This window comes from Luteimonas kalidii, assembly GCF_029887935.1.
Lineage (GTDB): Bacteria > Pseudomonadota > Gammaproteobacteria > Xanthomonadales > Xanthomonadaceae > Luteimonas > Luteimonas kalidii.
In genome coordinates, this window is the sequence record NZ_JARXRO010000011.1 from 67,169 (window position 1) to 79,877 (window position 12,709).

Consider the following 12,709-nt stretch of genomic DNA (forward strand, 5'->3'; position numbering starts at 1 on the left):
CGCCGGATTCCGCCTCATGAAGCAGATTCGCAGCAAAGCTGACCTCGCGATCAATGGAGCACCGCCAGCATTTGCGGAGCCCCTGCATGTTGGGCGGCCCAATATGGGCGAGCGGGACGCTTTCATGCGGCTGGCAACCGAGATCTATGATCGACGCTGGCTAACCAATAATGGACCGCTCGTACAGGAGCTTGAGCAGCGAATCGGAAAGCGGCTAGGCGTGCGGAACTGCGTCGCGATGTGCAACGGCACCGTCGCTCTCGAGATCGCCATCCGTGCCTTGGGGTTGGAAGGCGAGGTCATTGTGCCTTCCTACACTTTCATTGCCACTGCCCACGCACTTCATTGGCAGGCGATTACACCGGTTTTTGCGGATATCGACCCGACAACGCATAACCTAGATCCCGATGCCGTGCGGCGCATGATCACGCCGCGGACCACTGGCATCATTGGAGTGCATCTGTGGGGCCGGCCTGGACCGGTCGACCAATTGCAAGACCTTGCTGACGAACACGGGTTGCAGCTGATGTTCGATGCAGCGCATGCTTTCGATTGTAGCCTTGGAAGCCGCAAGGTCGGCGGTTTCGGGCGGTGCGAAGTGCTCAGTTTCCACGCGACGAAAGTGTTTAACACCTTTGAGGGTGGAGCTGTAGTCACTGACGATGATGAGCTGGCCGAGGCCATGCGCCTGATGCGCAATTTCGGCTTCGTCGGTTACGACGACGTCATCCATCCAGGAACGAACGGCAAGATGCCGGAGATCAACGCGGCCATGGGATTGGTTAACCTCGACGCTATGCCAGATTTCGTTGAGGCGAATCGCAGGAATCATCGTGCCTATGCCTTAGGTCTTAACGGGATAGATGGGATAAGCCTTCTCGGTTATGACGAATGCAATGATCCCAACTACCAGTACGTCGTGATTGAGGTGCATGATGACTACCCGAAGAGCCGCGACCAGATCGTCGCCGGACTACAAGCGGAGAATATCCTGGCACGCAAGTATTTCTGGCCAGGCTGCCATCGCATGAAGCCTTACCGGGATCTGTATCCTCACGCAGGCCTGCTGTTGCCCCAAACCGATAGGCTGGCAGGTAGTGTCCTGGTATTGCCGAATGGTTCCGCAATCTCATCGGACGACATCGAGTTGGTCGCCTCGGCCATTCGAATGCTTCGCACTCAATGATAGAAGGCGCGCCTCTGCAGAAACTACTAATCGTCGGAGCCGGTGGCTCCGGGCGCGAGGTCGCCTGGCTCGCACGAGATGTTCACGGTGAACAGATAGGTTTGATGTTCGTAGTGGAGTCGCGCTATCTCGACACCAACACGGTCAATGGAGTCCCTGTCATTGCATTCGATTCACTTTCTAGGGATCGTTCGCACTACATAGTCGCGGTCGGCGATATCGTTACGCGCCGCCGCCTAGTCGCGGAATGCGAGGCCCGAAAACTCACCGCTGTGACATTGGTGCACCCCGCAGTAGCTCGATCAAATCTGGTCGATATTGGCATTGGATCGATTGTTTGTGCCGGCGCTATCATTACCACTAACGTGCGTATTGGTCGACACGTACATATAAATATCGGTTGCACACTTAGTCACGATGTTATGCTTGGCGATTTTGCCACCCTGTCACCGGGCGTGCATATATCCGGACACGTGCATGTAGGGGAAGGCGTACTAATAGGTACAGGCGCAAACATTATAAACGGGAAGTCTGGAACTCCACTTGTCATCGGTGACGGAGCCGTCATCGCGGCCGGGGCGTGCGTGATCCGAGATGTCGAAGCCGGAGCAACGGTCGCCGGCGTGCCTGCGCTAAGCAAACCGTGAAGCCTCTTTTTCAGCCGCGGGAGACGCGCGTATCTCTAGGGGCGCGTCAAGATACTTTGATTCTTTTGACCTATGCTGCTCCACGATGATCGCAAAACAGAGCGACCCTGCGTCATTTGCGCATCGCGCCGCCAACGCAGCATGGTGGAGTGTCTTGGAGATTGCGGCGCGCTACGGCGTGCAGTTCGTCATCATGGTGGTGTTGGCTCGCCTTTTGCGGCCGGTCGATTTCGGACTGCTGGCTATGCTGTTGGTCTTCACCACGTCTGCTGCGCTACTTGTCGAGGGTGGCCTAGGTAGCGCATTGGTACAGAAGCAGGACACCAGCGCCGACGACGAAACAAGTGTATTTTTCGTGAACCTCGCTGCGGGTTGCGCACTCGCGGCATTGTTGTGGGTGCTCGCGCCGTCGATCGCGCAGTTCTACTCGCAACCGGTTCTGGTGCCCCTGCTTCATCTGTTGTTGTGGGTTCTGCCGCTTGGAGCGCTTGCCGCAGTCCCCAATGCGCTGTTGAGCAAGCGACTGGATTTCCGTACCCGCTCCACGGCGGAGTTGATCGCCTCACTGGGCTCGGGCGCGCTGGCGCTTTGGCTGGCTTGGCGGGGGCACGGGGTCTGGAGCCTGGCCTGGCAGATCATCTGCGGAGCTGCACTGCGTGCAGTTTTGTTGTGGATGTTGTCCGGGTGGCGCCCACGCGGCCGCTTCGAGCGGAGGGCGTTCGCCGGATTGTTCCGTTTCGGTGGATTCCTGTTGTTGGCAAACCTACTCAATGTGTTCTCAGTTCGGCTCCAGTCGCTACTGATCGGCCGTCTGTTCGACGCCAGAGCCCTCGGCCTCTATACGATGGCGCAGGAAACCCAGCAGGCACCAGCGCAGTTTATGAGCAGCCTGCTCAACCGCGTCGGCTTACCGATTTTTTCTGTTGTTGCTACGCAGCCCGTAAAGCTGGCGCGTGCCTTGAGGCTTTCCTTGCGTCTTTCCATGTTCGTATTCCTGCCGAGCATGGCTGCTATCGCCGCGATGGCTAACCCGCTGATTACCGTTCTGTATGGCCCAGCTTGGTTGCCTTCGGCCCCTATGCTGTCAGTACTAGCTTTAGCGGCGGCATTCTGGCCACTGCACATCCTGAACTTGGCGGCAATCAGCGCGGGAGGCCGTTCCGAGATTGTGCTGAGACTGGAGATTGTCAAGGCGCTTGTTTCAATTCCCCTGATCCTGGTTGCGAGCCATTTCGGGGTGCTGGCGATAGCATGGGCGGTATTGCTTTCGAGTCTCTTATGCGTGGTGATCAATACGTGGTACTCGCGAACTCTGCTCGGCTGTGGCACACGCGAACAGTTGATTGAGTTGGCGCCTATTGTTCTGCTCAGCTTGGCATCGGGTGGATTAGCTTGGCTAGCATCGAATCTGGTGCCTAGCGCTCCAGCCAAGCTCACTACTGGATTACTGGCGATGAGTGTGGCCTATGTCGGGTTGGCGGCCTCGCTCAGAATGCAAGCTTGGCAAGATTTGCTCGAGTTCCTGAGGACACTCCTTGGTGACCGTAATTCCGGGCAGGAAGGAAAGAGTCCATGACGCGTCCGGTGATCAGCGTCTGTGTGGCGACTTATAATCAAGTTGGACTAATCGAGAGGTGTCTGCGCAGCATCCTGGAACAGGAGGTTGTCGCGGATGTGCAGGTCATGGTGGGTGACGATGCGTCCACCGATGGAACAAGCGAGGTCCTAGAGAAGCTTGCAGCTGAGAATGGATCACGCCTGCTTCACCTTCGGCGCGCTCGAAACATGGGCGCAATCGCGAATATTAGTGATTTGCTGGGCCGTGCTCAGGGAGACTTCATCGCACGAGTCGACGGTGACGACTTCTGGCTGCCTGGAAAGCTGTCGAGACAGCTTGAGTTCTTTGCGAATCATCCCGAATGCGATGCGGTCTATACCAATGCAATCACCGTAGATGCGTCAGGTATGAGGTGTGGGGTATTCAATGATGTCGGAGATGAGCAGATAGATCTTGCTAGATTGCTGCGGAGGGGTAACTTTCTTAACAACAGTTCTGTACTTTTCAGGGCGATGGACCGGCCGGGTTGGGCATCGTCTATCGAGCAGATCGACTATCAGGTGCATCTGTGGCAAGCGCAGCGTGGCCGGCTGGGGCATATTGGGGAGCCGCTGACGGCCTATCGGTTGAACTCGCAAGGCTCGATGATCTTGTCTGCGAACGCTCACGTGCGTGAACTGTACTGGCGGGCGATACAAAGTGTACCGCGCGACCTTGTTACTGATGACGACTACGCGCACGGCATCACCGATTTCCTGCGACGGGTCTTCTTTCGATCAGTACGTACGCGTGATCCAGAGCTCCTTCGTACATGGGGCGCTCGCGTATACGCAGCCTCTCCTTATAGGACTGGGCGGACAACTGCCTTGGTAGTGGCAAACATCATGCGGATGATGGGCAAGATGCTCGTCGGCCAGCTACGCGGCCGAGATCACCGCAACGTGCTCTATCGGCGCTGAAACGAGCAAGGCATCGCCATGCGGATCACAAAGATCATTTCTTACCTCGTTGCCGGATGGATCCCCGGTGGACGGCGCTGTTGCGTGATTTGCGGCCATCGTGTCTGGCGTTTCATGCCATATCGGTCGGGTTCCAAGGGGGTGGCGCCCCTCATGCAAGCACTCGACGTCGTCGGCAGCGACGTGGACCACCACGAATGTCCACGTTGCGGCGCCCACGACCGGGAGCGACACTTGCTGCTGTACATGCAGACGACAGGCCTGTTAACAGATCTTGGTGGAATGCGCATCCTGCACTTCGCGCCTGAGAGACGACTTGCACGCCTGATCGCGGCGCGGTCGCCTGTTTCTTACGTGCAATGCGACCTTTACCCGACTTCCCCAGAAGTCCGTAAGGTAGACATCGCAGCCATGCCCTTCTCGGATGAATCGTTCGACCTGGTCATGGCAAACCACGTGCTGGAGCACGTGGATGACGACGCAAAGGCCGTACAGGAGATCAGCCGGGTACTGGCAAAGGGTGGGTGGGCGATCCTGCAGACGCCGTATAGCCCGGTGCTCCACAAGACCTGGTGTGACCATGGGGTCGTCGACGACATGGCACGTTTGCATGCCTACGGACAGGAAGACCACGTCAGGTTATTCGGCAGGGATATTGTCGAGCGCATCTCGAGTTCGGGCTTGCGCCCGGAGACCGGGACGCACGCTGGACTGTTATCTGGCGTGGACCACTCGTTAGCCGGGGTGAATCCGAGGGAGCCGTTCTTCCTGTTCCGGAAACCAAGCTGAGCCGTATCGTCGTCCGATCGAAGGTGCCGTTGGCCGTGCAGCTTCTTCACGGTCCAACGGAATGGGGCGCGCTGTCTCACAGGGGAGGCACCGCGTACGCTACTGATGCTTGGCCCATATTTTGTAGTCCGGTCCGGGACGACCGTGCACGAATGTCTGGAAGTTTTGCGTCAGGTGACTTGCGGAAAACCATGCCTGACCAATAGTTGAAGTTTTCTTGGCATCCACGTGAAAGCGTATAGGTAGGTGCGTAGGCTGGCGCACCGCATTGCCTGTAGTCGGCGCCTCTGTGCTTTCAGCAAGGAGCGTTCATGCCAGGTGTCTCGCAGTGAAGGAGCGTAGATCTCCCGCCAGGGGCGCAGGCTGGTCTTTGCTAGCGTCAAGAGGGCGCCCTCAGCCGAAAGAGCGATCGAACATATGAGCAACCACGGCCATGCAAACATTGACGGCATGGTGATTGCGAGGACAGAAAGCCGATTGCGTTCACTCAGGTAGCGTCGCCGATAGCGCGTATGCAGGCCCTGCGCATCCGCGCGGTTCCCGCCGAAGCTGGCGCCTTGCCGGTGGCGATACCCGTTGCGGTTCAGGCAGCGCACCGGCGTGCCCTGGAGCCGCGCGGCGCAGCACAGGTACATGTCCTCCGCGATGGAGCCGAACCAGTCCGGGAATCCTCCCAGTCGCGACCAGCATTCCCGCGGTATCCATAGACATGCGCCGATCACGTAGGCCACGTCCTCGCGCTCAGGATCCAGGTTGGGGACGGGGACGTGAAAGGGGTCCAGCAGGCATCCTCGGTCCACCAGCACACCGGTCATCCAGTCGTACTGGGGAAGCGTGAGGATCGCACCGTCTCCGCGATGCGCGGCATCGTCGAGCAGGGCGCACAGCGCGTCCGGCATTAATGCAGCATCATTGTTGAGCAGGAGCACGAATTCGCCCCGCGCCGCTTCGACCATCCGATTATTTGCGATGCAGAAGCCGACGTTCTCGCTGCTCGGAATGACCCTGACCTCCGGGTAGCGCTCACGAAGCAGGGCGAGCGATCCGTCCGTCGAGGCATCGTCATGGACGATGATCTCGGTGAGCGTAGACACGCCCTGCGCCAGTACAGAGTCGATGCAGTCGACCAACAGGTACTCACCATTGTAGTTGGCGATGCATACCGAGATTCGAGGGTTGGCGTTCGCACTCATTGCCGCGTCCTCACCCAGTCCCAGGTCGCCTCAAGTCCTTGCTGGAGCGGCGTGGACGCTCGCCATCCGAGGCTGGCGGCCGCTGCTGTTGGATCCACGAGCGCGCTGCGGACGTCGGCGCGTCTGGCGTCGACGTGGCGGCGGCGCAGCGGGAGGCCGACTATCGATCCGATCATGTCCAGCAGGGTGTTCAGCGCTGTTGGCACCCCGCTGGATGCGTTGAAGACATGGGTTCCGGCCGAAAGCGGTGTGTGCACGGCTGTCTGGCAGAGGCGGGTCAGATCGTGGACATGCAGGTAGTCGCGCACCTGCAGCCCATCGCCATAGACTTGGAGCTCCAAGCCATCGCGCGCGCAGCGCATCGCGGTGGGTACGATTGCAAAGCCGTTTCGCGCCAGCTGTCCTTGTCCGTAGACGTTGCTCGGGCGCAGGACGACCGCGGTGGCATCGTGCTGCGCGGCCCACGCTTCGATGAAGTGTTCGGCCGCGGCCTTGCCCGCGCCGTGGTAGGAGCGAGGGCGCAAGGGGTCGTCCTCTCGCGCCGGCTGCGCACGGTCGCCGTAGATCGTACCCGCGGACGAGAGGAACACGAGCCGGCATTCCGGATGTGCCTGCAGCGCCTCCAGCAGAGCCATTGTCGTGCGGAGGTCGCCGTCAAGCTGGGGTTTCGTCATGCTGCTTCCGGGTGTGCTGTGCGCGGCAGCGTGGACCACCACCTTGCAATCCCCGAGCAGTGCGTCGAACGCGTCCGCGCCGACGAAGGAGTCGACGACATTGCGAATCCGATCGTGCGGCACCACCAGCGGTGTCCGAGTAGCAGCGATCACCGGTGTGCCGTCGGCATCGAGCGCATCGACCAGGTGTTTTCCGATGAACCCGCCGGCTCCCAGCACCAGCGCAGCCGTGCGCCCGCGTTGCGGTCTCATGGAGCCAGCGCCTCGTAGAGGCTGGCATAGCGTGCGGCGCAATCGTTCCAGTCCCCGAAACACCGCCGCGCTTCTTCACGTGCGTGCCTGCCGAGCGCTTGGTTGTTCTCTGGGTCCTCGATGAAACCAAGCCCTTCGCCGAAGGATTCGCGTTCGCCGCAGATCCAGCCCGCGCGGCGATGCTGGACCAGATCCGTGTGCGCCTGCCCGGAGGACGCGAGAATAGGCAGGCCTGCGGCCATCGCCTCGAGCATCACTTGCGGGCGACCTTCGGGATGGGTGCTGAGCGACACGAGGCCGGCCGCGCCTGGAAAGCAGTTCTCGCGCAACTGGGTCGGTGTCATCGCGTCATGCCAGCGCACCCAAGCCGGTACGTCGAGCGACGCATCCTGGCGCGGCCCGATCAGGTGCAGCTCACGACTGGCGCCCTGGAAGAACGGTGCTGCCCAGTCGAACAGGTGGCCGATCTTTCCGGCGGTCAGACGGGTGACGCAGAGCCATCGTGCAGGTTCGTCCGGATTTAGCCGTCGGACAACCCTGTACCAGGACTCATCGATGCCAAAGGGTACGCAGCTCACCCGGGCTCTCTGACCGAAGGCTCGTTCAAGTCCCGGCACCATCCACTCCGCGTTGGGACAGATCGCGACCTTCCTCCCGCGGAACCGGCGCAGCAGCATCGCACGCACGAGCGGCATCTGCAGGATCTGCATATCGGTTCCCAGCACCGTCACCAGCGCCGGGGTGCCGTCGGATGGCAGCCCGAGTGCACACTGCAGCCAATTCACGTGATACAGATGGGGTCGTTCCGCGAGACAGGCGCGCCGGATCCGGGAGACAAGCCTTGCAGCGGCCAACAGTCCCTTGGCAGGACGTTTCCGGAGCAGGTGGGCGATGCCCCCCTTCGCAGCAAGCGCGCGCAGCCAGTCGTCGTCGTCCGCTCGCAGGGCGTTCTCCACACCCTTGGGCAGTGGGCCGGGAGGGCACCACGCGGCCAGGCTGAGTTCGTCCCGCTGCGCCAAGGCATCGAGCATTCGAAGGATGAAGAGCCCTTTCCAGTCCTCGGTGTCAGACGGGTAGGAGGTACTCGTGAACAGGATCCGCATGCTCGGTTGTGTCCGGGCTTGGTTCATCTCTGGGAGGAGCTGTCCACGGAGGGGTGCTGGAGCCGACGCGACTGCGTCCCCGGGCGTTTCGGGAGCAAACACTATACCCAACACCCAAGGAGGCTTCCCACCTCACGCGGCATCCGGAGCGCAGCCCTCACTGCGCATGCATCAGCCCTTCCCCAGCCGCGGCCTCCACCCGACCGGCGAGGTCCGGCCTGCCCCGCGCCCGGAGTGCGGCGGCGATTTCGAAGCCGATTGGATCATTCGCTGGCGCCACTTCAATCGTCCGCAGCAGGTAGGGCATGGCGCGATCCGGCGCCGACAGGTCGTGCATGACGAAATAGCCGAGGTTTGCGAGGTTCTGCGGGCCAAACGTCGCTCTGTGCAGCAGGATATCGAGCGTGTCGATCAGCGGTTCCCGGTCCAGCGCGACTCCCAGGCGCCAGTGGGCGAGCAGGATCGTGAAGACGCGCACGTTGTCGTGGGTCATGCGCACCGTCCGCATCCGTGACTGCAAGCGCTGCCAGTCGTCGCTGCGGGCGTCTCCACGCAAGGACTTGAGCACCATCAACAGCGTGAGGCTGTTGAGCGAGCCGGGCGCTTGTTCGGCGCCACGCGTGCAGGCATCGATCGCCTCGTCGAGCCTTGTGTTAGCCGGCGTGGCACCGCCGCCGGCCCTGAAGTGGCTGGCACATAACTCCACCCACGCCCGGCCCGACGCAGGCGCAGCCAGCGTTGCGGCTTCGGCAATGCTGGCAGTGCTGCGCCAGGACTGGGCGCGCGCCACGGTCGCTCCGGCCATGGCCAGCAGTGCGACCGCGCAGGCCGTCCCCGGCAGGATACGCGCAACCCGTGCGGGGCCGAGGCGCTCCAGCAGGCTGCCTAGCGCCAGCACGATCCCGATGAGGCCGAAGTGGTTGCGATGCTCGAATACCAATTCCAGGCCGACCACGTTGCTGGCGATGGCATGGCTGGAAAAGAAGAGGAACACGCCGAGCGCGAACAACGGCAACCGCTTGCGCAGCATCCACGCCAGCCCCAACAGGCCGAGTACCAGCGCGATCGCAGGTAGCGTGGTCCAGGGCTGCAGCAGGCTGCGCGAAGGCTCCACCCAGTCGTAGAAGAACGGCATGTGGCGGGGCAGCGGCAGCAGGATCTGCCACAGGTACATGCACAGGACGCGGGGCTGCGTCAGCAGGCGTTCAATGCTGGAGAAGTCGCGTCCTGGATACGCCTCCCACTGCCAGTAGTGCGGCAGCACGAGAAACAGGAAGACCGCGGACGCTGCCACCGTTCCAAGCAAGTAACTTCGCCGCAGGCTCTGGACCAGGCGCGGGTCGGCCGCAGCGAAACGCAGCACTGTCAGTTCCAGCGCGAGCGCGTACGCGGGCAGCAGCGCCGAATCCTCCTTGCAGCCCAGCGCCAAGACCCACAGCAGGGCTGTCAGCAGCAGCCCCATTCTTCCGGACTCGCCCCGGACCTGCCTCTGCCGAGCGTCGAGGTACGCCCACAACGCAAGTACCAGGAAAAATGTGCCCATCGTCTGGAAACGCTGCACCACGTACAACACCGAGGAAACCTGCAGCGGATGCACCGCCCAGGCGAGCGCAAGAGCGGGCGCCAGCCACCGCACCCTCCCCTCAGCGACGCCGGCGGCCAGCAGCACGCTGCGGAAGAACCACGCCAGAACGAAGGTGGTCAGAGCGTGGATGCCGATACTGGTGATCCGGAACACCATCGGATCCGCGCCGCCTCCGCGCCAATAGTCCAAGGCGAAGGACAGGGCCGGCAAGGTCCGTGTAAGGCCCGAAGCCTGCTGCGTGGCCAGCAGGTTGGCCACGCCCTCCGCATCCAGACGCGTCAGCCGGATGGCCGTGTTGTTGACGATGTTGGGGATGTCATCGAAGAAGAACTGGCCGGGCAGGCCTGGCACGAAGAGCAGGCCCACGATTACGGCGACCAGCAGGCTGGCAATGAGAAATCTGACCTGGGAGCTTGGCATGGGCACGGTTCGCAATGGGCGCCGCACTGTGCCGGCGCGGATCGTGAATGAGAATCCCACAGTCAACGCGCTGGAGGGGATGATTGCGTCACGGCCTGCAGCCTGTCGGCCATTTGTTGGTAGCCCTCGTGGCGCAAGTCGCGGATGATGCCGGTGGCGAAGCGGGGATCCCTGGTGGTGCGCACGGCGTTCTCGAAGTAGCGGTAAGCCCGGTCCGGCTGGTTGCTATGCCCCAGGATGAAGTAGCCGAGCGCGGCGGATTCGATGGGGGGGAATGGCTTACGGTCGTGGAAGGCGTCGATGGCCGCGACCACCTGGGTGATATCCATGGTCACGCCGTTGCGGACTTGGTCGAGAATGACCCAGATTCGCGTCGTGTTCTCCGGCGTCATCGTGGCCACTTCGATGCGCGCCAGGTATTCGTCCCAGTCTGCCTGACTGAGTGAACCCTGGATCCCCTTGAACGCGATTACATTGGTCAGGTTGGCCACCGAACGTGGCGTGACGTCGGCGCCCCTGCGGCAGGCGTCGATGGCCTTGTCCAGGTAAGGATTGCTGACCTCGGCACCGCCGCCGCGTTCGAAATGCGCCACGCAAAGCGTCTGCCAGGCGCGCCCGGATTCAGGGGCGATGCGCACGTGCATCTTCGCCAACCCGAGTCCGTCACTCCACGCGTGCGCGCGCATCGCGGTGGCGATCGCCAGGGCCGCAAGGAGCAGCGTGCACAGGGGCACAGTGACCGCTGCACGGAGTTTCAGGCGGCGCGAGATCACAGCCACCAGGTCGCCAATCGCCAGCACGATGCCGATCAGCGGGAAGTGGTTGCGATGCTCGAATACAAGCTCGAGCCCAAGCACATTGCTGGTGACGAAGTGACCGGCGAAGAAAAGGAGGATGCCCAGGGCAAACAGCGGCCGCCGATGCCGAAGGCGAAGGGCCGCGGTCAGGAGCGCCGCTAGAAGCAACAGCGCAGGTAGCGTGGTCCAGGGCGTCAGCAGTCCACGTGAGGGCTCAATCCAGTCGTAGTGGAACGACATGTGTGCCGGCAGAGGTACCAGCATCTGCCACAGGTAGAGACACAGAACCCGACCCTGGGTCAATACGCGCTCGATACTGGTGAAATCGCGCCCCGGGAACGCTTCCCAGGACCAGAAGTATGGCAAGACGAGGAACAGGTACAAGGCGGCGCCGGCAAGCGTCATGACCAGGAAACCACGCGACATGGCACGGGCAACCGCCGGATCCGCCGCACGGAAGCGCAGCACGGTCAACTCCAGTGCAAGCAGGTAGGCCGGCAACATCACCGCATCTTCCTTGCAGCCCAAGGAGATCGCCCACAGCAGTCCGGTGAGGATCAGACCCATGCGGCCCGGACGCCCCTCGGCCTGGGCCAGCCGGGCCCGGAAGTAGGCCCACATCGCAAGCACGACGAACAGGGTCGCCAGTGTTTGCATCCGCTGGACGACATACAGCACGGAAGACACCTGGAGCGGATGCAGCGCCCAAGCAATTGCCAGCGCGAGCGCTCCCCAACGCGCGCGAACCTCGTTCGCTCCGGTGGTGCGCAGAAGGGTCTGCAGGAAGCCGGCCAGCACCAGCGTGGTCAGTGCGTGGATGGCGATGTTCGTGGTCTTGAACGTCGCAGGGTCGAGGCCGTTCCCCCGCAAATAGTCCAGCGCGAACGTCAACGTCGGCAGGGTGCGGGATACGCCTCCGGACTGCATGCTGAAGGCGGCATCCATGATGGCGCCCGGCGCAAGGGACCGCAGCCGGATGCCGGAGTTATCGACGATGTTGAAGCTGTCGTCGAGGAGGAATTCGCCAGGTAGACCAAGAGCGAAGATCGCGCTAACCAAGGCCGCGCAGAGTAGCGACAGCACCAGGAAACCACGCTGCGAGAGCGTCATGTTGGGCCTATGCGCAGGGACGAAGCGGCCAGTTTGGACGATCTGGCCGCCGCGCGCAGTTACAGCGGCAGCGGCGCGTCTGCGCCCGTCAGATGAGCGAGCAGTTGCCCGTTGTCATATCGCAACTGGTGATCCGGGTGCCGGGGGCCTTGGGGGTGCCCGTGATGGTCGTGGTCATGTCGAGCGCCGTGTCGGCGAGTCGACAGGCCTGGCGAGGCGGCGCTGCCGGCGTGGCCTGCATGTGCAGAGTGGCGAGCGCGAAGTTGGCGTAGCTTTTCATCTCGGCCTGGCAGGCCCCTTCCGCCGACCGGACCCGATAGGCGTTGTAGGCCGGCAACGCGATCGCGGCCAGCATGGCGATGATCGCGACCACGATCATCAACTCGATCAATGTGAAGCCTTCCTGCCTGCGAGCCATGTCATTCCCCCGTGATGC

Annotated in this window: 11 protein-coding genes; 5 read left to right on the top strand and 6 right to left on the bottom strand. The window is 62.0% G+C overall.

Going from position 1 to position 12,709, the window contains the following annotated elements:
• The first annotated feature begins 16 nt into the window (after positions 1-16).
• The 5 genes from QFW81_RS03705 to QFW81_RS03725 all read left to right on the top strand — a co-directional run bounded on the left by QFW81_RS03705 (position 17) and on the right by QFW81_RS03725 (position 5,139).
• Positions 17-1,186 carry a DegT/DnrJ/EryC1/StrS family aminotransferase gene (locus QFW81_RS03705; protein WP_280577217.1) on the top strand — a complete coding sequence of 390 codons (1,170 nt, stop codon included), beginning with the start codon at positions 17-19 and terminating at the stop codon, positions 1,184-1,186.
• On the top strand, positions 1,183-1,833 hold the full coding sequence (locus QFW81_RS03710) for an acetyltransferase (RefSeq protein ID WP_280577218.1): 651 nt from the start codon (positions 1,183-1,185) through the stop codon (positions 1,831-1,833). The genes QFW81_RS03705 and QFW81_RS03710 overlap by 4 nt, the downstream gene beginning before the upstream one ends.
• An 85-nt stretch (positions 1,834-1,918) precedes the next feature.
• Positions 1,919-3,409: a lipopolysaccharide biosynthesis protein gene (locus QFW81_RS03715; protein ID WP_280577219.1), complete on the top strand. Its 1,491-nt coding sequence runs from the start codon at positions 1,919-1,921 to the stop codon at positions 3,407-3,409.
• Complete coding sequence (locus QFW81_RS03720; RefSeq protein ID WP_280577220.1) at positions 3,406-4,350, top strand: glycosyltransferase; 945 nt, start codon at positions 3,406-3,408, stop codon at positions 4,348-4,350. Before QFW81_RS03715 ends, QFW81_RS03720 begins: the two co-directional genes overlap by 4 nt.
• Positions 4,351-4,503: 153 nt before the next feature.
• Positions 4,504-5,139 (top strand): class I SAM-dependent methyltransferase, encoded by a 636-nt coding sequence (locus QFW81_RS03725; protein ID WP_280577221.1) that lies wholly within the window; start codon positions 4,504-4,506, stop codon positions 5,137-5,139.
• Between the two features lie 170 nt (positions 5,140-5,309).
• Here the strand turns inward: QFW81_RS03725 and QFW81_RS03730 are convergent, their stop codons facing one another.
• The 6 genes from QFW81_RS03730 to QFW81_RS17700 form a co-directional block, all read right to left on the bottom strand.
• Positions 5,310-6,332 carry a glycosyltransferase family 2 protein gene (locus tag QFW81_RS03730; protein WP_280577222.1) on the bottom strand — a complete coding sequence of 341 codons (1,023 nt, stop codon included), beginning with the start codon at positions 6,330-6,332 and terminating at the stop codon, positions 5,310-5,312.
• A complete protein-coding gene (locus QFW81_RS03735; RefSeq protein WP_280577223.1) occupies positions 6,329-7,258 on the bottom strand; it encodes an NAD-dependent epimerase/dehydratase family protein in 930 nt (309 codons plus the stop codon). The genes QFW81_RS03730 and QFW81_RS03735 overlap by 4 nt, the downstream gene beginning before the upstream one ends.
• Positions 7,255-8,361, bottom strand: coding sequence for a glycosyltransferase family 4 protein (locus QFW81_RS03740; RefSeq protein ID WP_280577225.1), 1,107 nt, complete (start codon positions 8,359-8,361; stop codon positions 7,255-7,257). The genes QFW81_RS03735 and QFW81_RS03740 overlap by 4 nt, the downstream gene beginning before the upstream one ends.
• Before the next feature lie 157 nt (positions 8,362-8,518).
• Positions 8,519-10,366 (bottom strand): hypothetical protein, encoded by a 1,848-nt coding sequence (locus tag QFW81_RS03745; RefSeq protein WP_280577226.1) that lies wholly within the window; start codon positions 10,364-10,366, stop codon positions 8,519-8,521.
• A gap of 62 nt (positions 10,367-10,428) precedes the next feature.
• Positions 10,429-12,273: a hypothetical protein gene (locus QFW81_RS03750; RefSeq protein WP_280577227.1), complete on the bottom strand. Its 1,845-nt coding sequence runs from the start codon at positions 12,271-12,273 to the stop codon at positions 10,429-10,431.
• Positions 12,274-12,361: 88 nt separating this feature from the next.
• Positions 12,362-12,664, bottom strand: coding sequence for a hypothetical protein (locus tag QFW81_RS17700; RefSeq protein ID WP_425603966.1), 303 nt, complete (start codon positions 12,662-12,664; stop codon positions 12,362-12,364).
• Positions 12,665-12,709 lie beyond the last annotated feature (45 nt).